At 34.9% G+C, this 22,897-nt stretch carries 18 protein-coding genes; 10 read left to right on the top strand and 8 right to left on the bottom strand.

Annotated elements, in window-relative coordinates; translation table 11 throughout:
- Window positions 1–19: 19 nt before the first annotated feature.
- Window positions 20–2,002, bottom strand: a complete 1,983-nt coding sequence (locus tag A9G12_RS04435; protein WP_065564644.1) for an autotransporter outer membrane beta-barrel domain-containing protein — start codon at window positions 2,000–2,002, stop codon at window positions 20–22.
- A gap of 305 nt (window positions 2,003–2,307) precedes the next feature.
- Between A9G12_RS04435 and A9G12_RS04430 the strand changes: the two genes are divergently transcribed.
- Complete coding sequence (locus A9G12_RS04430; RefSeq protein WP_065564643.1) at window positions 2,308–3,420, top strand: VENN motif pre-toxin domain-containing protein; 1,113 nt, start codon at window positions 2,308–2,310, stop codon at window positions 3,418–3,420.
- 166 nt (window positions 3,421–3,586) lie between these two features.
- Window positions 3,587–4,003 (top strand): hypothetical protein, encoded by a 417-nt coding sequence (locus tag A9G12_RS04425; protein ID WP_065564642.1) that lies wholly within the window; start codon window positions 3,587–3,589, stop codon window positions 4,001–4,003.
- A 43-nt stretch (window positions 4,004–4,046) separates the two neighbouring features.
- On the opposite strand, the gene A9G12_RS12630 is transcribed toward A9G12_RS04425, so the two are convergent.
- Window positions 4,047–4,202 (bottom strand): SymE family type I addiction module toxin, encoded by a 156-nt coding sequence (locus A9G12_RS12630; protein ID WP_442903469.1) that lies wholly within the window; start codon window positions 4,200–4,202, stop codon window positions 4,047–4,049.
- A gap of 118 nt (window positions 4,203–4,320) precedes the next feature.
- Window positions 4,321–5,748 (bottom strand): sodium:proton antiporter, encoded by a 1,428-nt coding sequence (locus A9G12_RS04420; protein WP_176701743.1) that lies wholly within the window; start codon window positions 5,746–5,748, stop codon window positions 4,321–4,323.
- Window positions 5,749–5,953: 205 nt separating this feature from the next.
- Here A9G12_RS04420 and rlmF point away from each other — a divergent pair, with 205 nt between their 5' ends.
- Entirely contained in the window at window positions 5,954–6,931 is a 978-nt protein-coding gene (gene rlmF, locus A9G12_RS04415; RefSeq protein ID WP_065564641.1) for a 23S rRNA (adenine(1618)-N(6))-methyltransferase RlmF, read from the top strand.
- 254 nt (window positions 6,932–7,185) lie between these two features.
- On the top strand, window positions 7,186–8,883 hold the full coding sequence (dld, locus tag A9G12_RS04410) for a D-lactate dehydrogenase (protein WP_065564640.1): 1,698 nt from the start codon (window positions 7,186–7,188) through the stop codon (window positions 8,881–8,883).
- Between the two features lie 188 nt (window positions 8,884–9,071).
- Here the strand turns inward: dld and mutS are convergent, their stop codons facing one another.
- Together mutS and A9G12_RS04400 are read right to left on the bottom strand one after the other, a co-directional pair.
- Window positions 9,072–11,630, bottom strand: coding sequence for a DNA mismatch repair protein MutS (gene mutS, locus A9G12_RS04405; RefSeq protein WP_065564639.1), 2,559 nt, complete (start codon window positions 11,628–11,630; stop codon window positions 9,072–9,074).
- Window positions 11,631–11,893: 263 nt separating this feature from the next.
- Window positions 11,894–12,631 carry a cyclase family protein gene (locus tag A9G12_RS04400; protein WP_065564638.1) on the bottom strand — a complete coding sequence of 246 codons (738 nt, stop codon included), beginning with the start codon at window positions 12,629–12,631 and terminating at the stop codon, window positions 11,894–11,896.
- 398 nt (window positions 12,632–13,029) lie between these two features.
- Here A9G12_RS04400 and gapA point away from each other — a divergent pair, with 398 nt between their 5' ends.
- Entirely contained in the window at window positions 13,030–14,028 is a 999-nt protein-coding gene (gene gapA / locus A9G12_RS04395; protein WP_065564637.1) for a glyceraldehyde-3-phosphate dehydrogenase, read from the top strand.
- A 114-nt stretch (window positions 14,029–14,142) separates the two neighbouring features.
- Here the strand turns inward: gapA and cspE are convergent, their stop codons facing one another.
- The 3 genes from cspE to yjgA form a co-directional block, all read right to left on the bottom strand.
- Window positions 14,143–14,352 (bottom strand): transcription antiterminator/RNA stability regulator CspE, encoded by a 210-nt coding sequence (gene cspE, locus A9G12_RS04390; protein WP_065556719.1) that lies wholly within the window; start codon window positions 14,350–14,352, stop codon window positions 14,143–14,145.
- A gap of 404 nt (window positions 14,353–14,756) precedes the next feature.
- Window positions 14,757–15,287: an inorganic diphosphatase gene (gene ppa / locus A9G12_RS04385; protein WP_065564636.1), complete on the bottom strand. Its 531-nt coding sequence runs from the start codon at window positions 15,285–15,287 to the stop codon at window positions 14,757–14,759.
- Between the two features lie 72 nt (window positions 15,288–15,359).
- Complete coding sequence (yjgA, locus tag A9G12_RS04380; RefSeq protein WP_065564635.1) at window positions 15,360–15,896, bottom strand: ribosome biogenesis factor YjgA; 537 nt, start codon at window positions 15,894–15,896, stop codon at window positions 15,360–15,362.
- Between the two features lie 77 nt (window positions 15,897–15,973).
- On the opposite strand from yjgA, the gene pmbA reads away from it, so the two are divergent.
- From pmbA to spoT, 5 genes are all read left to right on the top strand, one after another.
- Complete coding sequence (pmbA, locus tag A9G12_RS04375) at window positions 15,974–17,335, top strand: metalloprotease PmbA (protein ID WP_065564634.1); 1,362 nt, start codon at window positions 15,974–15,976, stop codon at window positions 17,333–17,335.
- A complete protein-coding gene (locus tag A9G12_RS04370) occupies window positions 17,335–19,068 on the top strand; it encodes a SulP family inorganic anion transporter (protein WP_218056571.1) in 1,734 nt (577 codons plus the stop codon). The genes pmbA and A9G12_RS04370 overlap by 1 nt, the downstream gene beginning before the upstream one ends.
- Window positions 19,069–19,111: 43 nt before the next feature.
- Window positions 19,112–20,326, top strand: a complete 1,215-nt coding sequence (locus A9G12_RS04365; RefSeq protein WP_065564633.1) for a CinA family nicotinamide mononucleotide deamidase-related protein — start codon at window positions 19,112–19,114, stop codon at window positions 20,324–20,326.
- Between the two features lie 151 nt (window positions 20,327–20,477).
- Entirely contained in the window at window positions 20,478–20,768 is a 291-nt protein-coding gene (gene rpoZ, locus A9G12_RS04360) for a DNA-directed RNA polymerase subunit omega (RefSeq protein WP_065564632.1), read from the top strand.
- An 18-nt stretch (window positions 20,769–20,786) separates the two neighbouring features.
- Complete coding sequence (spoT, locus tag A9G12_RS04355) at window positions 20,787–22,895, top strand: bifunctional GTP diphosphokinase/guanosine-3',5'-bis pyrophosphate 3'-pyrophosphohydrolase (RefSeq protein WP_065564631.1); 2,109 nt, start codon at window positions 20,787–20,789, stop codon at window positions 22,893–22,895.
- The last annotated feature ends 2 nt before the right edge of the window (window positions 22,896–22,897 follow it).

Below are 22,897 nucleotides of genomic sequence, written 5' to 3'. Positions count from 1 at the left end.
AGCTTATATTAGTAGTAATTTAGAAAGAGTAGCGATAACCACCATTAACTTGTAATAAATCAAATTTATTCCCTGGTGAGCTTTCTAAATCAAAATAAATAGTGTGTTGGTGATTGATGTTCGCACTTACACCCACGCCATTATTCCACCAGTTACCTTTAAATGAGTGGCTCTCTTTACTATTGTTTAATTTATAATAAGTGTCACCATCAAATTCCCTTACAATCCCAGTTTTAGCATACAGGTTGATGTTATTATTTTCGTTACGAATTTCATAACCAAATAAAGCTGACGCCCGGCCAATAAGTGAATTATAGTCGCCTAATTTGACACGCAAACCGTTAGTGGCATTCACCGTGGTACCATTTTGGTGGCTATATGATAATTGTGTTTGTGGTTCAATATAAAACTCATTGAAATTAAATTTCTTACCTAATTCCATGGATAGGCCTAAACCATTGGTATGCCCGGTACCTTGAACCCGATTATTGGCAGTGTCTTTGACTTTAAAATGATTGCGTTGACGAGCATATTTACCCACAGCATCAATATACAATCCATTATTGTCTAAGTAAGAGGTGTAAAGACCAGTATTAAATGAACGTAATGAACCATCGCCTTTGCGGTAATCGGGGTCGCCATAAGTTTGCCCAACAAAAGCCCCAACGACAAAAGGAGAATTGTCAGATAACTGTTTATCGGCACCGAATTGGAAACCATGGTAACTCATATCGAATTTACTCAATTTGCCACCGGCAAACGAATCCAATTTACCGGAAAAACCACGCAACCACACATCCCCAAATTCACCACTATTACGCATATCACCTAAACGTTTTAATAGTGTTTGTGTTTCCACATAACTCATTAAGTAATTAGCATTAAGGAACCCGGTGCTAGCCATGGCAGATGAAGTTATGGGGTGACCAGTCAAGACAAAATTATTTCCTTCTTTATTCAAATCATATTGATAACCACCTAATTCTACAGCGTGATTAGTTTTGAAATTGGCGCTATTAGTTGCATTATTATCGATTTCGACTAAGGTTAATATTTCTTTACCGGTGGTATTAGAAGCCCCATTATTAGTCAGATTTATTGTATGGGTTCCTTCTGCTGAATTTGTCACAATAATTTTATCGCTTTGTTTATTAACAATGTCGGTACGTAGATCGAAATTAGAACTACCTTTTAAATTCTCAATAACTAGTTGTCCGAAATTATTAGTATTATTAGCATAGGTATTATTAAGGTTATCGTTAATAAATCTTATATTTCCTTGTCCTGATAACTGAGTAATATAAGAATTGTTACTAGTAATATCCCAAGACGCATTTTTAGCAAGATCCATTATGAGGGTACCAGCATCATCCTCTGGGTAATCAGGGTCTGCATTACTATGTATAGATCCTGTTATTTTTGAGCCAGATTGCAAATGTAATTCAATTACTCCGCCATCATATGCTTCTATATCGCCATTAATTATTGATTTATTATTAATTTTTAGAATTGCTGTATCGAATACAAAAATATCACCATTAATTAATGATTCACCATTTAAAGTTAATATGCCATCATCTATATTAATAGCTTCTGAGTCTTCCTTATCATCAACATTTATAGTAGTTTTTCCATTTACCGTTATCGAACTATTAATTGCTCCCATATCGATACCTATAGCATAACCATCAAGCAAATTAATATTAAGATCGCCATTAAAAATAGTGTTTGATGAGCCTGTTATCGCCCATGCTCTAATGCCTTTATTAAAATCATTATTGTGGCTTTCATTAGGCTCATTGATGGTGACATTTTTTGTAAAAGTAGTATTACTGTTTTCTTGAATTTCAATGCCTGAATATTTTATTCCATTAACTTCATACCAATTATGAGTAACAGGAATATTTATTTCTTCAGTGTAGGTATGATTGCCATTTAATTCTAATGCCATAGCCGTGAATGGTGTAGCAAAAGCTAGGCCAACGATTATTTTGTTTTTCATTTTTCCCTTTCCTTTTATTAGATTCACAAAGAGTTTAGCAGAAAAATTGTGTTGAACAAAAAGCAATCCAATAGCGGGGTAATACTAAACAGACAAAAATAACTATAATAAACATGATTATTCTTAATTATTTCTTAATGTTAAGTATAAAGTGTTATAACTAATGCTATAAATAATAATGATAATCATTTAAAAATTATCGGTTATGCTAATGTTATATAGACACTGTTTCGATTCAGCAATTTATAATATATGGTGACCGAGATATAAAAGATTTAACGGAAGATGAAAAATAAAACCTCAGTGTGCTAACACAACTAGCTGCTGGCCTTACCACAGCAGCCTTAGTTGGTGATGTTCAAGATATAAACACCGTAATGGCAGGCGGTAAGAATGCGCTTGAGAATAATATCTTTACATATGCAGGCGATAACAGTGAAAGTATTCAATTCCAAACAGGAGTAGTACAGGTTTTAGAAACAGAGAGTCAGATATATTATGAATGCAAGGGTGATGCTGACTGCATAGCTAAAAAAGAATTAGAAGCAGGATTAATTAGTCGAGATAGATTATCTGATGAAGTTAAAAAGAAATTAAGGTCTCTAGCATATAACATTCCTTTTGCTGGTTTGGTTTATGGTGTGAGCGACAGTATTAAGGAAGGTGATATTACTCCTACATTAGAAGCAACTCTTGCACAAGCTAGATTAAGTTGGCTTTTATATTTAAGTGGACAGCTAGAAAAACCATTAACTATAGATAAAATGATAGAAACATCAACAGAGGGCAGGAAAACAAGTGGCAGAACAACTCAATATGAAAGATCTGGTGGAATGTCTCAAGCTAATTTAGACTTTGATAGTTTAAAGCCTACAAATATTATAGATTTGGATTATGGACGAGTTGGTACATTGGCTGATGGTAGACAAGTTATTGTAAGAACCAAAAGTAAAGATGGGCGACCAACAACAGAAATTCAAAAAAATCAGAGTCAGGTAAAGTTACTTCTGCAACTAAATTCCGTTATGATAAATGGGCGTATAAATATGGAAGAAATATACCATAAGAAAAGTATCAATTATGTATTTGGAAGAGAGTTATTTGTGGATAAAATTGAATATAATGATCATGAACTGAAAATTTTTTTAGATAATGAAAATATAAAACTACAATTATTTTTTACATATATATTTTCTTTTAAAATAATTGATGAAGGATGTTTTATAAAAACATTAAATGAACAAAATTTAACCATAGGTTTGTATTATAGTTGTAAATCAAATTATTTATCTTGGTTTCATGAACAAAGTTCAAATATTTATTTAGATGATCCCCAGTTAAAACATTATGTATTAGCCACTCAGAATGAAATTATTGAAATAATCACGCAATGGGAGCCTGATTTAAAGATACTATAAATATTGGGTAGTAAAGGATTTGAAAAATTTAAATCCTATGTGGGAGTTCATGCGAGTATTGCTAAGCAAAATGGTGCTTCTTTTGAAGTGCATTCTAACACACCTATCACTCAGCATGTTAAAGATTGGTTAACATCGAAGAACATACCATTTAAGGAGTATTAATATGGGAATGCAAGTCAGCATAGATATAAATTTTGCAAAAGAATATTCTCCTAAAGAGATATTAAAGTGCCTAATAAATAATGGCTGGAATATTTATTATCAAAATATAGTTACTTATCTATCATCAAAAGATATTGATGATTATGACTGGCTGAATATGGACATGAATCTGTTCAATTTAGATGAGTTTATAAACTCTCATAATATTATGAATAAAATCGGTATAGAGATGGTTTATGATAATGAATCAGGGGGTAATTTATTAATTTACCCTAACTATTTATCTATGTCATTGTCAATAAATCGTCAGTATTTATCTGGGAAAGATATTCCAGATTTTAATTGGTATCTAGATAGAATGAGTGGTTTTTTAAGAAATATAAAACTATCTAGCATACAGTGTGAAACCATCTACTAATGAATAATCCCCACATAGTTGTGGGGAAATTTATTATTTATTTTTAAACTTGCAAATCAATCTCTATCAGCAACTTGCCCTGTTCAATCTTAATGATAACTGGTCCCCCCACATAAAACCCTATCTGCTCCAACCACCAGCCTTTAATAATCAGTTGCGGTCTGAGGTTGGTTTTTTGTTTTGTGGTACTATAATTTATAGCGTAAAATACTTTATGAAGCCTTTTATTAACTAGATTTACACTTAGATGTTCAATGTAGGAAGTTATTTATACTTAAACGCATGTTGCACCTGAAACATCTTTACAAAAATAAAACTTAAAGCCATACAAAAAATACTAGGTTATTAATCACAAATACCGGGATTAATATGCCGATTGACCACTGCATATAACCAAAAAAGCTAGGCATTTTTATCTTATGCTGATCAGCGATACTCTTAACCATAAAGTTTGGAGCGTTGCCAATGTAACTCAGTGCCCCCATAAATACCGAACCCATAGAAATAGCCAGTAAAGTCTTTTCCATGATTGTCATTAAAGTAGAAGCGTCGCCAGCGGCTAAGTTAAAAAACACCAAATAGGTTGGTGCATTGTCTAAAAATCCTGAAAGCAAACCGGATAACCAAAAATACATGCTATTAATTGTTTGCCCGTGATCATCGGTAACTAATGTGACCACAGGTGCTAAAGCACCATCAGTACCGGCACGCAAAATAGCTAGTACTGGTACAATAGTAATAAAAATACCTATAAATAATTTTGCCACTTCAATAATGGGTTGCCAGTTGAATTCATTGCCGGCTCGTACTTGTTTAGGGGTAATTAGAATAGAAACTATCGTAATGACAATAAATACACCGTTACGCGCTAAATTAGGAAAACTAATATGTGAACCGAGGATGCTAATACTAATTGGTGATTGCCAAATGCCTGAACCTAACACACTAATAATAATGGCAATTAATAACCAAATGTTGTAATAACCATAAATTTTAATCATTTTTGTATTTTTTATTGATGGGGCTGTGGTTAACTCACCATATTGTTGACGGTAATAATAGCAATCAAGGCAATAAAATACCCCTAATAGCAACAAGGTGGTTAATAAAACCGGCGCTAACATATGTTTAATGGTCCAGAAAAAATCCACACCTTTTAAAAAACCAATAAATAAAGGCGGATCACCTAAAGGGGTTAATCCCCCACCAATATTAGCTACTAAAAAGATAAAAAAGATAATAATGTGTACACGCTGTTGCCGTTCCCGATTAGCTCGAATTAAAGGCCGGATCATGAGCATTGCAGCTCCAGTAGTGCCCATAATTGAAGCCAGCAAAGTACCAATTGCCAACAAGCCAACATTGAGTTTTGGTGTGCTGATCACATCACTTTTAATTAAAATGCCGCCGGAAGTGGTGAACAGAGCCAGCAATAGTAAAATAAAAGGAATGTATTCTTCTAAAATAGCGTGAGTGGTGAAGTGAATAGTGGTTTGCCAACCAAATGATACCAGCATAGATACTAATAACATTAATGTCCACAATATGATAATTTTGCCATAGTGGTAGTGCCAAAGTCGTGGTAACCATAGTGGTAATAATGCAATAGATAGCAAAGTCCCCACAAAAGGTAACGTCCACAACAACGAAAGATCATCACCACTAAAATCGCGGGCCAACAAGTCAAATGGTAATAACAATAAAGCTAACAACGAAATGAGTGATAATGTAAAGCGATTGTTCATAGTGCTATCTAGCTGATAAAAGATGCAAAATTATAGCAAATCCTAAAATAGATGGCTAATTCTGTTAGCATAGATTCAATGTAGTTGATTAAGTTAAAGTTATAACTAATAAATATAATACTATTGATTCAATTCTGGGATTGTTACTTCGCATATTGATTGTAATGCCTTTATAATAAATCTAAATGTTACTTTTGGATAAATTATGCAACAGCAGTCAAATTCAGTTATTAAATCCCATTTACATCCACGTAATAAACATCGCAACGGTTATCATTTTGCCGAACTGATACAAACCTTACCTGAGTTGTCACCACTAGTGAAACAAAATCAGTATGGCAATAGGTCAATTGATTTTGCTGATCCAATCGCTGTTAAACTGCTCAATAAAGCTTTGTTATTACACTATTATCAACTTAGTTATTGGGATATTCCCAATGATTATTTGTGTCCTCCTATTCCCGGGCGCGCGGATTATATTCACTATTTAGCTGACTTATTGGCACAAGATAATCAAAACCAAATTCCTACTGGCAAGCAAGTTAAAGTTTTAGATATAGGTGTGGGGGCTAATGTAATCTATCCAATTATAGGCTGTGCTGAGTATGGTTGGTCATTTGTAGGCAGTGATGTTAATCCTAAAGCGATTAAAGTGGCTAGATTAATTACTCAAGCTAATAGTTTATTGAAAGGATCTTTACAGTGCCGATTGCAGCCTGCTAGTTCGGCTATTTTTCGGAATATTATCAAACCACGTGAGTTTTATTTGCTAACATTATGTAATCCGCCATTTCATGCCTCAGCGCAAGAAGCTTTAGCCAGTACGCATAGAAAATTAAAAAATTTGGGTAAATTCAATCATCCCAACCAAAAAGCTATACTCAACTTTGGCGGTCAACAAGCTGAGTTATGGTGTCAGGGTGGTGAAAGTGCTTTTATTTCGAATATGCTTACCGAAAGTGTTACTTACAAACGGCAGTGTTTGTGGTTTACTTCGTTAGTTTCAAAAAAAGAATCACTAGCTGTAATTAAACAGCAATTAAAGCAAATATCTGCAGTGGAGAGCAGTATTATCCCGATGGCTCAAGGGCAAAAGAAAAGCCGTTTAGTAGCATGGACTTTTTTCAAGTCAGATGAGCGCCAGCATATCTGTAAAGATGTTTCAGGAGAGCTATACGTTTAAGTATATGAAAGATTAATTATTATCAAAGGATTTTCCATTAATATTAATAGTAAAAATCTATGTTGATTTTTTATCGATAAATATCAATAAACTAATTGTTTTTAGTTGGTTGTTTTTAATAAATCAATCCTATAGACACAGGCATTTCCTAAAAATTGGATAGCATATTGTATATGTTTTGATTAAGATGTATTGATTATTAAATAGTCAAAATCAATCCGATTTGGTCTTTTTATATAAATAAGGAACTTAATATGAGTACCAACACACCAGTAGTTCTTATCGAAAAACTTAAAGCGATTGTAGGTGATAAATATACATTAACAAAACCGTCCCAAACGCTGCTTTATCGTAAAGGCGTTCGTTTTGGTGAGGGGGATGCATTAGCGGTCGTTTTACCAGGCACATTAGTTGAGCAATGGCAAGTTTTAAAAGCATGCGTTGAAGCAGATGTAATTGTGATAACTCAGTCTTCTAATACTGGACTTACTGGTGGTTCAACGCCTGATGGTAATGACTATGATCGTCCTATTGTGATTGTTAGTACTCGCCGTTTAGATGGAGTGCAAGTGATTGAAAATGGTGAACAGGTTGTTTGCTTACCAGGTAGTACTTTATTCCGATTAGAAAAGGAATTAAAAAAATATCAACGTGGTCCACATTCGGTGATCGGTTCGTCGTGTATTGGGGCATCGGTCATGGGTGGTATTTGTAATAATTCAGGTGGCGCTTTAATTCAGCATGGTCCGGCTTATACTCAAATGGCAGTTTTTGCACAGTTGGATGAAAATGGAGAGTTACATTTAGTTAATCACTTAGGGATAGAGCTTGGTGAAGATCCTGAAACTATTTTAAATAATTTACAAAATCATACTTATACTGACCAAGATATTAAACGCGATGCTGGGTTAGGACATGATCATAATTATCGTGATCATGTACGAAAAATTGACGCCGATACTCCGGCTCGCTTTAATGCTGATCCTGAATTGCATTACGAAGCTTCAGGTAGTGCGGGTAGGTTAATGGTATTTGCAGTACGTTTGGATACCTTCCCACTTGAAGGTGATACTGCGGTATTCTATATAGGTACCAATGATACTAATGAACTGGACGATATTCGTCGCCACATTTTAGGTAAGTTTGATAATCTGCCTGTTTCTGGCGAATATATCCATCGTGATGCCTTTGATATTGCGGCAGTTTATGGTAAGCACTTGTTTTTAGCCATTCAAAAATTAGGCACTGATACTATTCCTCGCTTATATGCTTTTAAAAACTGGATCGATCGCATTGCTAGCAAAATTCCATTTTTCCCAAATAATTTTACTGATCGCTTTGCTGTCACGGTATGTAAAATTTTGCCTCATCATTTACCTAAGTCAATTCGTGATTATCGCGATCGTTACCAACATCATTTGATTTTGAAAATGGCAGATAATGGCATAGCCGAAGCCGCTGCTTTTTTACAAGAATATTTTCAAAATAGGAATGGTAGCTATTTTTGTTGCAATCCGAAAGAAGCTGAAGCTGCTATGTTACACCGCTTTGCCACTGCTGGTGCAGCCACTGTTTACCGTAGTGTGCATAGTAAAACGGTAGAAGATTTAGTTGCCTTAGATATTGCGTTAAGGCGTAATGATAAACAATGGTTTGAAACCTTACCGGAGAGTATTAGCCAGCATTTTATTCATAAATTGTATTATGGTCATTTTTTCTGTTCGGTATTTCATCAGGATTATATTGCTAAAAAAGGCACCGATTGTGCCAAAGTTGAAGAAGAAATGTTAAAAATTTTGGACCAACGTGGGGCACAGTATCCAGCGGAGCATAATGTTGGGCATTTGTACCATGCCAATGACGACTTGAAAAACTTTTATCATCAACTTGATCCAACTAATAGTTTTAATCCGGGTATTGGTAAAACATCTAAGAAAAAGTTTTGGCAATAATGGTATGGCGTTATTTGGGCCACTTTGTAATTTGATCCTATTAGGTGGCTTAGGATTAAGTATCACATGGATAACTAATGTTAATTTTTGTAAAGATGTTTCAGGAGTGCTATACGTTTTAGTATAAAAGTTGAATGTAAGTGGTATTATCCGCGCTGGTTGTTGCGGGATAATATCACATCAAATCATTATAGTAATTTTTTAAGTTGATATAGCATGTCTAAAGCTTGTTTGGCTGTTAGTGAATCTGGATCTATCTGCCTTAAAGCTTGTTCTACCTCGGAAGGTTCAGGTTCAGTAACAAATGACAGCTGAGAAGTATCAACATGACTATTAGAAGATTGTTTAGATATAACCTCTAACTCTTTGAGTTTTTGTTTAGCTCGTTTCAAAATCGATTTAGGCACCCCGGCAAGTCCGGCAACAGCAATACCATAACTTTTACTAGCAGCACCTTCGGCCACTTCATGAATAAATGCTACAGTATTATTATGCTCAATAGCATCAAAGTGGATATTGTAGACACCTTGCATATGTTCCGGTAGTTGGGTAAGTTCAAAGTAGTGAGTGGCAAAAAGTGTCATCGCTTTGATTTCATTAGCTAAGTTTTCAGCACAAGCCCAAGCGAGTGACAGTCCATCATAGGTGGATGTTCCTCGCCCAACTTCATCCATTAACACTAAACTTTGTGCGGTAGCGTTGTGCATAATATTGGCGGTTTCTGTCATTTCGACCATAAAGGTGGAACGGCCAGAAGCTAAATCATCAGAAGCACCTATGCGAGTAAAAATGCGATCGACGGGACCAATAACGGCTTTAGTTGCTGGCACAAAACTACCAATATAAGCCAGTAACACAATTAAGGCTGTTTGGCGCATATAAGTGCTTTTACCCCCCATATTAGGACCAGTAATAATGAGCATACGTCGTTCAGGAGATAAGCGTAACGAATTAGCAATAAAAGGCGTCGTTAATACTTGTTCAATAACTATGTGACGGCCACCGTGAATTTCAATACCTGTTTTGGTAGTTAAAGTTGGGCGTTGGTAGTTTAGCGTTAAAGCTCGTTCAGCCAAATTAGTTAGTACATCCAATTCAGCTATTGCCTCAGCACTCGCTTGCATGGCTGCAAGATCTGGTAATAACTGATCAAATAATTGCTCATAAAGTTGTTTTTCTAAGGCTAAGGCTCGGCTTTTTGCAGTCAGTACTTTATCTTCATATTCTTTTAATTCAGGAATAATATAGCGTTCAACATTTTTAAGTGTTTGCCGACGGCTATAATGGATTGGTGCTAAGTGACTTTGACCACGGCTGATTTGAATATAGTAACCGTGCACCGCATTAAATCCGACTTTCAGGGTGTCAATACCTAGGGTTTCACGCTCTCGAATTTCTAATTGTTCAAGATAATTGGTAGCCCCATCAGCCAAGCTACGTAGTTCGTCTAATTCGGCATTATAGCTTGTGGCAATTACTCCTCCATCGCGGATAATAACCGGTGGTGCTTCGACGATAGCACTATTTAGTAGCTCAGCAATATGATCGAATTGATTAATTTTAGAGCTTAAACTCGTTAGGTAAGGTGTAGTAAAATTAGTTAATAATTGTTGCAGTTGCGGTAATAAATTATAGGCATCACGCATACGAGCAAAATCACGTGGGCGAGCACTATGTAATGCTAATCTAGCTAAAATGCGTTCTAGATCGCCAATCTGCTTTAATAATGGCTGAATTTCGGTAATATAGTGTTGTAATTCACCAATAGAATCTTGACGATTTTGTAAGGTAGTCAGATTACGGATTGGTGAATGTAGCCAACGTTTTAACATGCGACTACCCATTGGGGTCTGAGTTTTATCTATTATTTCTGCTACGGTATTTTGCGTACTACCTGATAAGTTTTCAGTGATCTCTAAATTGCGACGAGTAGCAGCATCGAGTACTACAAAGTCATAAGATGATTCTTTAATAATCGTGCGAATATGGGGTAGAGCAGTGCGTTGGGTATCTTTGACATATTGTAATAAACAACCAGCAGCGCAAAGCGCGTAGCTGCAATCTTCTACGCCAAACCCTACTAAGTCATTGGTACCAAATTGTAAATTGAGTTGTTGTTTGGCGGTTTCTAAATCAAAGTCCCAAAAAGGACGGCGGCGTAATCCTTGCCGATTTTCAATCAAGTGTATAGTTTGAAAGTCTTCAGGGTAAAGCAATTCAACTGGATTGGTTCGTTGTAATTCTGCTTGAATTGCCTCAATAGTATCACACTCAAAAACAAAAAATCGCCCGGAACTAATATCTAGAGTCGCATAGCCATAGTGATTTTTAGCCTGCCAAATGGCTGCTAATAAATTGTCCTTCCGATCTTCTAATAATAGTTCGTCACTGACTGTACCAGGTGTAACTATACGGACTATTTTGCGTTCTACAGGGCCTTTGCTAGTAGCTGGATCGCCAATTTGTTCACAAATCGCGACGGATTCGCCTAGTGAAATTAATTTGGCTAAATAGGTTTCGACTGCATGATAAGGCACACCAGCCATAGGAATCGGCTCACCATTGGAAGATCCACGTTTTGTCAATGAAATGTCCAATAGCTGAGAACCACGTTTAGCATCATCATAAAACATCTCATAAAAATCACCCATCCGATAAAATAACAAAATATCAGGATTTTCCGCTTTGAGTTTTAGATATTGACGCATCATTGGTGTGTGGTCTTCAAAATTGTCTATATTAATCATGGCATTGTTTCTTATCGGTTTATCACATTCAATTGGTTATGTTGTTATGATTACAAACTGTAATTATACAATTTTTATTGTTTGGTATCATTATACATGAAACTTTGCAAGAGAATGTCATTATCCTAACATGATGCCATGAATGGCATAACAAAATGAAAATCTTAATTTTTTATATCCCAATTAAATAATTTATAGCTTTGATGTAACGAGCCCAAATATGTGCTTATATAGCAGCATATTTGGGGTTATTTACGTTTATATTATGGCAGGATGGCAAACGATCTCACAGGAAAGCCAGAAGCTTGGTTTGGTTTGGCAACGATATTAAAAATAACCGCGCCTTTAGTCGGCAGTTTATCTAAGTTAGTCATTAATTCAACTTGGTAAGTATCTTGCTCTAATACATAATACTCACCTTTTAAAGCCTGATTTTTACGGAATTCTTTAGCTGAATCAGTATCAAATGTTTCATGGCCAATAGCTTTTATTTTACGTTCTTCGAACAAAAATTGTAGCGCGTCAATTCCCCAACCTGGAATCTGATTATTACCATCAACATCTTTATTTTCCATCGCACTTTGCGAAGGCCAACGCTTGCTCCAATCTGTTCGTAAAGCGACAAAAGATCCTGCTTCAATTTGCCCATGTTCTTGTTCAAATGTGATGACATCCTCTTTAGAAAATGAGAAGTTAGGATCGCGTTGTGCACGCTGAGATTGGTCAATCACAATTAGCGGTAACACTAACTCGTGAAGCTCTAGTTCGTGTAGATAACGGGTATTAGGTACAAAATGGATAGGCGCATCAATATGAGTACCATACTGGCCAGCAAAACAAAATTCTTGTGCAAGAAAGCCATCAGTATGACTAAATAATGTTTTTATTTGGGCTCTTTCAAACATAAAAAAATGGGGGGAGTTATGATCAAAAGTGTGGGTTAAATCAATCCACTTTTTTGATTTTAATACATTTAGGGCTTGTAATACGTCGTTAGTCAAAATTATTCCTTACATTTAATTAGTTAGTTTTAGGTATATAGTAAAAGTGTTGAATTTATTAAGCCAATAATTTTAATTTATATTGTTATAACTATTTTTTCTAAAACAAAATAAACTAATTATAATTGTGGTTTCTTGTTAATAGATTTGATAATCTGAGTAGTATAAACTCATACTTAAAATTCATACAGTTTCCCGCTAAAATTTTAATCGGCATTGAATTAATGATTTTCGACATTATTTATATTAAAAATTCATTATTGTTGTATTAGTAAGATTAATTTTGAGTTTAATTTATTATTGTATAATTATTCGAATATTCTTGAATAAAACGCAAAAATTTGGTAGTTTACATCAAATTATTTTTATCATTTAACATAAAAAAGAAGGTAATTGTTATGACAATCAAAGTAGGTATTAATGGTTTTGGACGTATTGGTCGTATTGTTTTCCGTGCAGCACAAAAACGTTCGGACATTGAAATCGTTGCTATCAATGATTTATTAGACGTTGAATATATGGCTTATATGCTTAAATATGATTCAACTCATGGTCGTTTTGATGGTACAGTTGAAGTTAAAGATGGCAAACTAATCGTTAATGGTAAAACAATCCGTGTTACAGCTGAAAGAGATCCAGCAAACTTAAAATGGAACGAAGTAGGTGTTGATGTTGTTGCTGAAGCAACTGGTTTATTTTTAACTGATGAAACAGCACGTAAACATATCCAAGCTGGTGCTAAGAAAGTTGTTTTAACTGGTCCTTCAAAAGATGCGACTCCAATGTTTGTTATTGGTGTTAATGATAAAACTTATGCTGGTCAAGATATCGTGTCTAATGCATCATGTACAACTAACTGTTTAGCGCCATTAGCAAAAGTAATCAATGATAATTTTGGTATTGTTGAAGCATTAATGACAACTGTTCATGCTACTACTGCAACTCAAAAAACTGTTGATGGCCCATCTCACAAAGATTGGCGTGGTGGTCGTGGTGCAGCTCAAAACATCATCCCATCTTCAACTGGTGCAGCTAAAGCTGTAGGTAAAGTTATCCCTGAATTAAACGGTAAATTAACTGGTATGGCTTTCCGTGTTCCAACTCCAGATGTTTCTGTTGTTGACTTAACGGCACGTTTAGCAAAACCAGCTAAATACGAAGATATTTGTAAAGTAATTAAAGCTGCAGCTGAAGGCCCAATGAAAGGCGTATTAGGCTATACTGAAGATGATGTTGTATCTACTGATTTCCTAGGTGAAGTTTGCACTTCAGTATTTGATGCCAAAGCTGGTATTCAATTAAGCGACAATTTTGTTAAACTTGTTTCATGGTATGATAATGAAGTAGGTTATTCAAATAAAGTTTTAGATTTAATCGCAGTTGTATCTAAAAAATAATCTGCATTAATTAATACTTAACTAAAAAGCGGTCTTACGACCGTTTTTTTATGAGCAAAAAAAACGCCCCTTAAAAAGAGCGTTTTTAAATTATATAAATTAAGTAATTATCAATTAGATAACTACAACTTCGGCCGCTGCTGGTCCACGAGGGCTATCTTGGATAGAAAACTCGACTTGTTGCCCTTCAGCTAAAGTTTTAAATCCGTCTCCGGAAATAGCTGAAAAATGTACAAACACATCTTTGCTTCCATCGCTTGGTGTAATAAAACCAAAACCTTTACTCTCATTAAACCATTTTACTTGGCCAGTTTTTTTATTCATTTACTAAACATCCTAACAATAATTAATATTTTGCCTGTTCGGCGTGAGTAGACTCTATAATTCAATATATTTTTTATAAGCACATAAACTAAAAATGTAATTAAAAACTACACTATAAAGTTAACCGTTTTTATAAAAATATACGTCGTTAAAAGCCTGTTACTATTACCGCATAAATCATAATCGAAAGCAAGCTATTAATGACAATTTTTTTAACTTAGGCTACAGTTTTTTATAAATTTTTGGATATTGCTTTGTAATTTGATATAAAGCAAGTTATTCCAACTTAACCACATTAAATTAATTTCGAAAGTGAAGATAAAGAGCCATAAATTGGTATATTATGACTCTTTATTTTATCGTTACTTAGGGGTTTTAGAGCAGTAATTAACGTATTGGTAATTTTATTTATTTCCAGCTCTTGCAAAGGATTCCATAATTTCTTTACGAGCTGCATCTACATTTTCCCAACCATCAACTTTAACCCATTTACCTTTTTCAAGTGCTTTATATTGTTCAAAAAAGTGTTTGATTTGTGATTTTAGTAGTTCAGGTAAATCGTTTATATCTTTAATGTGATCATATTCTTTAGAAAGTTTGGTATGTGGCACTGCAACTAATTTAGCATCAACACCTGATTCATCAGTCATTTTTAATACTCCAACCGGACGACAACGAATTACTGAACCTGGTTGTAAAGGGTAAGGGGTTGGTACTAATACATCAACTGGATCGCCATCAAGGGATAAGGTATGATTGATATAACCGTAATTACATGGGTAAAACATTGCTGTAGCCATAAAGCGATCAACAAATACCGCACCGGTTTCTTTATCTACTTCATATTTAATTGGATCGGCATTAGCTGGAATTTCGATCACAACATAAATATCATCTGGTAATTCTTTACCGGCAGGTACATTTAATAGTCCCATTTTTATATCCTCTATCTTGGTTAATAATATTAATTGATTAATGATAAGCAATAGCCGCTAATATTATAAAGATTATTCGGCATCACTCAATTGTTTTAAATATTGAAAAATCTGCCGGGCAGTCTTCGGAGTTTTATTGGAGTCTAACTCCTTTTTTGCTAGGCGAGCTAAGGTGCGCAACTGTTGTCGATCGGCATTTGGGAATATTTCAATAATAGTTTCAGCATTGCCAGTTTCAATTAATTCATCGCGCAGTTTCTCTAGCTTATGAAACATAGCCACTTGCTGATTATGACGATTTTTAAGCTTATCAAGAGTTTGAGTAATCGGTTCTATATCACGACTACGAAGTAATTTCCCAATATACTGGATTTGTCTGCGGTAGCCTTCTTTCTTTATTTTTTGTGCTAATTCAATAGCATAAAGTAAATCTTCATCAAGCGGGATTTTGACGATTTCATTTTTACTTAGATTAACTAATTCAATACCTAATTTTTTTAGGGCTTCGGCATCTCGTTTAATTTCACTTTTACTAACGTAAATAATTTCATCATCAATATTATTGGTGTTGGTATTTGGTTCTATAAAAATTTCATTATGGTTATTCATATGATTTCTTTTGTTAACTAAAATGTAAATCTAGCTTATTATAGCGTATCACTAGCAGATTTGTAGAAAATAATAAAATGACTATTGCGCAAATAAAAAAAGAAGCTTCACAGCAACAAGAAAATTTATCTACCATTGTGGCAAATGCTATTAAGCAAGCAAAACGCCGAGTTGATTCAGTTCAAGTATCCATTAACCAATCAACTGGTATCAGTGTTAGTACTCGCTTGGGTGAAACTGAAAATGTTGAATTTAATAGCGATGGGGCCTTAGCTATTACTGTGTATCAAAATCAACGTAAAGGTAGTGCTTCTACTAATGATTTGTCACCGTCAGCTATTTCACAGACTATTGATATGGCAATTAATATTATGCAATATACGTCACCAGATCCTTATTCAGGCTTGGGTGATGCAAATTTAATGGCATTTAATCCACCAGATTTGGATTTGTTTTATCCAAGTGATTTAAATGTGGATGAGGCTATTGAACAAGCGAAACAAGCGGAGCAAATAGCTTTAGCCCAACCTAAAATTAATAGTAGTGATGGTGGCTATTTCAGTAGCCGCTATGGTATTTATGTATATGGCAATAGTTTAGGTATGTTGCAAGGTTATTGTGCAAGTTCTCATTCTCTTTCTTGTTCCGTTATCGCAGAACAAGATGGACAAATGGAACGTAATTATGCTTATACGTCGTCCCGAGATATTAGCCAATTATCCAGCCCAACTTGGGTTGGTAAACAGGCCGCAGAGAGAACCGTTGCACATTTAGGTGCTAAACAAATAGCTACTATGCAAATGCCAGTGCTTTTTTGTGCTGATGTTGCAGTAGGATTAATGGGACATTTAATTAGCGCGATTAGTGGCGGATCTATTTACCGTAAATCTTCATTTTTATTAGATAGTGTTGGTCAATCTATTTTCCCCTCCTGGCTGACTATTTACGAAGATCCACATATTTTAAAAGGTATCGGATCGTCCCCTTTTGATAGTGAAGGGACACAAACTATCAAACGTAATATTGTTGAACAGGGAGTATTGCAAACTTATTTATTGGGTAATTATTCCGCAAGAAAACTTGGATTAACAACGACAGGCCATGCTGGTGGTATTTATAATTGGTTGATTTCTGCCAGTCAAATTGATGCCGGTTTTGATGCTATGTTAAAAAAATTACATAAAGGTTTAGTCATTACTTCATTAATGGGGCAGGGCGTAAATACTGTCACCGGCGATTATTCTCGTGGTGCTAGCGGTTTTTGGGTTGAAAATGGTGAAATTCAATACCCAGTTAATGAAATTACGGTTGCAGGTAATTTGAAAAATATGTATAAAAATATTGTGGCGATCGGTAATGATGTTGAAACTAGAGGTAATATCCAGTGTGGTTCAATTCTCATTGAGAATATGAGTATAGCAGGGAAGTCATTATTATAATGGGTAAATTTAAAAACAGTAGACTGTTTCAAAAAATAACTGCTTGGATGCCAGGTCTAAGTACTTTATTAAGTTATAAACGTGAATATTTAAGTTTTGATATTAAAGCAGGATTATCAGTGGCAGCTGTTTCTTTACCTGTATCTATTGCTTATGCAGAATTAACTGGAGTTGGTGCTATTGCTGGCTTGTATTCTACCATTTTACCACTGATAGTATATGCCCTTATGGGATCCTCTCGGCAACTTATTGTTGGTCCTGACACCGCTACTTGTGCGGTAGTGGCCGCTGTGGTGTTACCTTTGGCGGCAAATGATCCTATTTTACGCTGGCAATTGGTAGTGTTGTTGACCATTATGATAGGTATTTGGTGTATTATTGCAGGGAAACTTCATCTTGGTGCTTTAGCTGATTTACTTAGCCAGCCGATTTTGATTGGTTTATTAAATGGTATTTCAATAACTATTATGGTTGATCAGTTAGCAAAAACATTAGGTTTTAGCTACGACTATTCCTATTTGATAGAGCGGGTTGTTTATTTGCCGTTTAAAATACCACAAATTCATATTGGTACCGCATTGGTATCATTTATTACTTTATGTATTTTAGTCGCTTTAAAAAGGCTTAAACCACGCTATCCAGCTCCGCTTTTTGCCGTAATAATTTTGACATTTTTTTCTTGGTTAATTGACTTTGAACAATACAATATCCATATTATTGGTCAAGTCAGTAGCGATTTTATTCCTGCTGAGTCTTGGCTTAATTTTGATAAAGGATTAATGCGTGATTTGGTGGTACCATCACTGAACATAGCGATTATTTGCTTTGTTAGTATGATGATAACTGTACGTAGTTTTGCTAGTAAAAATAATTATGAAACTAATGCTGATGTTGAGTTTAAAGCACTTGGTATGGCAAATATTGCTGCTGGATTATCTCAAGGCTTTGTAGTTAGTGGTACCTCTTCACGAACGGCTGTTAATGACGCCAACGGAGGTAAAACTCAGTTAGTTTCTATTATTGCCGCTATATTAATTGGCTTAGTTGTGTTATTTTTTCTAGCTCCTTTGCAATATATTCCCACTAGTGTTTTGGGTGTGATTTTAATTTATTCTTCTTTATCATTAATTAACTTCCAAACTATATGGCGTTTTTTTAAATTTGATCGAGATGCATTTTACCTTAGTGTATCAACCTTAGTTGCAGTACTGATTATTGGTATTATTCCAGGAATGGCATTGGCAGTATTGTTAGGCTTATTCCTATTTTTGCGTCGCGTATTTAGGCCAAAAGATCAACTTCTGGGAATTGATGCAAGTGGTCGAATACATTCACTAAGTCAAGATGTGCAACCAATAAAAAATACCTTAATTTATCGCTTTAATTCGCCACTTACTTATTTCAATATCGCTTATTTTAAACGTAGAATTGTTAGTTATATTGACGAAGCTGATGAGCCGATTAATTATGTAATTGTTGATGCTATACCGTGTTTTACTTATAAAGATGTAAGCGTATTATCAGGCATTGAAGAACTGGTTAAATCATTAAAAGCCCGAGATGTAGTTTTAATTTTGTCTGGACGGAGAAAAACACTAAAAAATTGGTTTAAGCAAATGAACATTAAATTAGATCAAGAGTTTATTGAATTTGCTTACGATCTCTATTTCGCAGTCAGATTAGTGCAAAGTAAAGAACACATGGAAAATAAAGAAGACGATATAGTTAATTAAAATTGTTTTTAATAATTATTTTATAAATAACCTAAGGCGTGATATGACATGTAACAATATTAAGATTGAAATGCTAAGCACTGGTGACGAAGTTCTCTATGGTCAAATTGTAGACACTAATGCGGCATGGTTATCTGAGTTTCTTTTTCAAGAAGGTTTCTTAATCACATCTCGGTTTACCACGGGTGATAATCTTCAACAATTGATTGCAACTTTACAAGAACGCAGTTTAGTTAATGATATATTAATTGTTAATGGAGGTTTAGGACCGACAAGTGATGATTTATGTGCCCAAGCAGCAGCATTGGCTAATAATGAAATTCTGGTATTAAATCAACAATGGTTACTGGAGATGGAACGTTATTTTTCTAGTCGCGGCCTAACTATGCCAGCTAGTAACCAAAAGCAAGCTATGTTACCACAAAGCGCAACAGTAATTAATAATCCAATTGGTACAGCCTGTGGGTTTAAGATGCAACTTAATGATTGTATGTTGTTTTTTACACCTGGAGTACCTTCTGAATTCAAAGAAATGATCAGAACATCGATTATGTCAGAAATTAAGTTGCGTTTTCCTAAAGTTGAAAAGTCATTATGTTATCGGTTAACTACTATGGGTCGCACTGAAAGCGACTTAGCCACAGAAATAGAAGCTAAACTTGATATTCCAGAAGATATAGTAATTGGTTATCGTGCAGCAATGCCTATTATTGAATTGAAATTAACTGCTCCGCAGCATAAAAAAAATGCTATGGATAAACTTTGGTTAGAACTTAGGGAATTAGTAAAAGATAATTTACTTTATGAAGGGGGTATTACTTATCATAACGAAAATGGTTTAGCTAAGGTAGTTTCCGGGCTATTAAACGAAAAAAATTTAACTATGACTGTTATAGAACAGCAATCAGCGGGGATGATTAGTTATCAACTGTTCGAATGTGATGCACCGGTGGTTAAATCTGAAGTAGTCCCGTTATTAACAACCGAGCCTAAAGACTATTTGTTAAATGCATTAACTAAAACAAAAGCGGATATTGCTTTAGGATTAGTTAACTTTAAAGAAAAAAATAGCCAATTTATGTTAATTATTGCAACGATGAAACAAGTGTTAGAGTTCAATCTTAAGTATATTGGGCGTAAACAAAATCGCCAAACGGAGCAGCGAATTCTAGCAACAATTGCGTTGGATGCATTACGCCGTTATTTATTGGATCGGTCTATTATTGGACCTAATGTTTGGTTAGAAGTTTTAGAATAATTGAAATAGTAACCAATTATAAGAGTACTGTTTATTTTAGCTTTCTTTTTTAGTATAAATATAAACAGATAGCTGTAGACAATTCCCTACAAAATTAAGTAGAATAGCAGATCTTGTAAAATATTCAATTAAGTAAAAATTAGGGGTAAAAATGGCTCGCGTAACCGTTCAAGACGCAGTAGAAAAAATTGGTAATCGTTTTGATCTTGTATTAGTAGCAGCAAGACGTGCTCGTCAATTGCAAGTTGAAAATAAATCACCTTTACTTCCTGAAGAAAATGATAAAGAAACCGTTGTTGCTTTGCGCGAAATTGAAGATGGTTTAGTAAATAAACAAATTCTTGATACTGCTGATTTCCAAGCTCGTCAAGATGAGGAAGCAGAAGTACGTTCAAATCTGCACGAATCGATTCTTCTCGAAAATACACCTTCATACGAATAAGCTTAACGAGAATTGCCTATGCAATATTTTGATAGCTTAAAAAAGGTTGTTGCATCTTATCTTCCGGTTAAACAAGTTGAACTTATCCAAGATGCTTACCTTTTTGCTCAAAAGGCACATGAAGGGCAATTCCGTTGCAGTGGGGAACCATATGTAACTCATCCTATCGCAGTTGCCACTATTTTGGCTAATATGCGACTAGATTATGAAACAATTATTGCGGCTCTTTTACATGATACTATTGAAGATACCGCGATCACTTTTCAAGACATCACCGATACTTTTGGTAAACATGTCGCAATTTTAGTTGAAGGTGTATCTAAACTAGATAAATTAAAGTTTCGTAATCGACAAGAGGCTCAAGCTGAAAATTTTCGGAAAATGGTACTAGCCATGACCGAAGACGTGCGTGTTATTCTTATTAAACTTGCCGATCGCACTCATAATATGCGCACGCTTGGGGCTCTTAGGCCAGATAAGCGACGGCGTATTGCTAAAGAAACTCTCGAGATTTATGCTCCACTGGCTCATCGTTTAGGTATTCACCATATTAAAACAGAGCTTGAAATTTTAGGCTTTACTGCAATGTACCCTAATCGAGCTAAGGTGATCGAGAAAGTAATCGAAGCTGCTCGTGGTACTAGAAAAGAATTAATTCAACGAATTTTATCTGAAATTCGCGAACGTCTAACAGAAGCTAAAATTGATGCTGAAGTTGAAGGAATTGAAAAAAATATCTATGTAATTTATCAAAAAATGCAATTGCGTGAACAACACTTTCACTCAATTATGGATATTTATATTTTTCGAATTGTGGTTAAAGATGTGGATACATGTTACCGCGTGCTTGGTTTGGTACATAATTTGTATAAACCACGTTTGAATCGTTTTAAAGATTATATTGCGATCCCTAAAGCGAATGGTTACCAATCTTTGCATTCATCATTAATTGGTCCACATGGTACTCCAGTTGAAGTTCAAATCCGTACTGAGGACATGGAACAGATGGCAGAGATGGGTGTGGCTGCTCATTGGGTATATAATGAAAGCGATGAGTTAAGCCATACTACTGCGCAAATTAAAGCACAACGTTGGATGCAAAGTCTATTAGAACTGCAACAAAGTGTGGGTAACTCTTTTGAATTTATTGAAAATGTTAAATCAGATTTATTTCCTAAAGAGATTTATGTATTCACACCCAAAGGTCGCATTGTTCAATTACCTGAAGGTGCAACCGCAGTTGATTTAGCTTATGCCGTGCATTCAGATATTGGTTACCAATGTATTGGTGCGATTGTTGATCGTAAACCTTATCCAATATCACAACCGTTAAATAATGGTCAAACCGTTGAAATAATAACTTCACCAGAAGGTAGGCCTAACGCCAATTGGCTAAATTTTGTGGTAAGTGCTAAAGCTAGAGCACGTATTCGCCAAGCACTTAAAACACTTAAACGTGAAGATGCTATTGAGTTAGGCCGGCGGTTATTAAATATGTCCCTAGCCAAAACGGGTGGTATTGAAGCACTTTCACCAGAGAAAATAGCCAGAATTGTTGAATTATCCAAACAATCGTCTTTTAATGATGTATTAGCAGAAATTGGTTTAGGCAATATTATGAGCCATTTTATTGCTAAGGGTTTAGAGCATAAAGAGTTATTATCTAATCAATCAGAACCGAATAAAACCTTAGTAATAACTGGTAGTGAGGGAGTATTAGTTACATTTGCGAAATGTTGCCATCCAATTCCCAATGATCCAATCGTTGGTCATGTCAGCACTGAAAAGGGCTTAACAGTGCATCATGAATCGTGTAGAAATATTTCCGGTTATCAAAATAATCCTGAAAAATATATTTCATTAAAATGGGCCTCCAATATCAATCAACGTTTTGTTGCCGAAATTTGGGTTGATATTTTAAGTAATCAAGGGTCATTAGCGCATCTTCTTTCGATTATTAATGAAGAAAATACTCACTTGCAATGGCTGAATACCGAAGAAAAAGATCGACAGATTTACACTATTATTCTACAAATTGAAGTAAAAAATACTCAGCAACTTAATGAATTAATGCGTAAAATGTCACTACAACCAGATGTTGTTAGTGTGATTCGTAATATTAATTAATT

Origin of the sequence: Gilliamella sp. wkB112 (assembly GCF_001690685.1) — a bacterium.
Lineage (GTDB): Bacteria > Pseudomonadota > Gammaproteobacteria > Enterobacterales > Orbaceae > Gilliamella > Gilliamella apicola_J.
This window is presented reverse-complemented; position numbering and strand designations above follow the sequence as displayed.

Bases quoted from the DNA above. Each gene is read 5' to 3' on its own strand.
- pmbA (WP_065564634.1), top strand. From the start codon at position 15,974: ATGACTATTGCGCAAATAAAAAAAGAAGCTTCACAGCAACAAGAAAAT.
- spoT (WP_065564631.1), top strand. From the start codon at position 20,787: ATGCAATATTTTGATAGCTTAAAAAAGGTTGTTGCATCTTATCTTCCG.
- mutS (WP_065564639.1), bottom strand. From the start codon at position 11,630: ATGATTAATATAGACAATTTTGAAGACCACACACCAATGATGCGTCAA.
- rpoZ (WP_065564632.1), top strand. From the start codon at position 20,478: ATGGCTCGCGTAACCGTTCAAGACGCAGTAGAAAAAATTGGTAATCGT.
- yjgA (WP_065564635.1), bottom strand. From the start codon at position 15,896: ATGAATAACCATAATGAAATTTTTATAGAACCAAATACCAACACCAAT.
- ppa (WP_065564636.1), bottom strand. From the start codon at position 15,287: ATGGGACTATTAAATGTACCTGCCGGTAAAGAATTACCAGATGATATT.
- A9G12_RS04420 (WP_176701743.1), bottom strand. From the start codon at position 5,748: ATGAACAATCGCTTTACATTATCACTCATTTCGTTGTTAGCTTTATTG.
- A9G12_RS04435 (WP_065564644.1), bottom strand. From the start codon at position 2,002: ATGAAAAACAAAATAATCGTTGGCCTAGCTTTTGCTACACCATTCACG.
- rlmF (WP_065564641.1), top strand. From the start codon at position 5,954: ATGCAACAGCAGTCAAATTCAGTTATTAAATCCCATTTACATCCACGT.
- A9G12_RS04425 (WP_065564642.1), top strand. From the start codon at position 3,587: ATGGGAATGCAAGTCAGCATAGATATAAATTTTGCAAAAGAATATTCT.
- dld (WP_065564640.1), top strand. From the start codon at position 7,186: ATGAGTACCAACACACCAGTAGTTCTTATCGAAAAACTTAAAGCGATT.
- A9G12_RS04370 (WP_218056571.1), top strand. From the start codon at position 17,335: ATGGGTAAATTTAAAAACAGTAGACTGTTTCAAAAAATAACTGCTTGG.
- cspE (WP_065556719.1), bottom strand. From the start codon at position 14,352: ATGAATAAAAAAACTGGCCAAGTAAAATGGTTTAATGAGAGTAAAGGT.
- A9G12_RS04365 (WP_065564633.1), top strand. From the start codon at position 19,112: ATGACATGTAACAATATTAAGATTGAAATGCTAAGCACTGGTGACGAA.
- gapA (WP_065564637.1), top strand. From the start codon at position 13,030: ATGACAATCAAAGTAGGTATTAATGGTTTTGGACGTATTGGTCGTATT.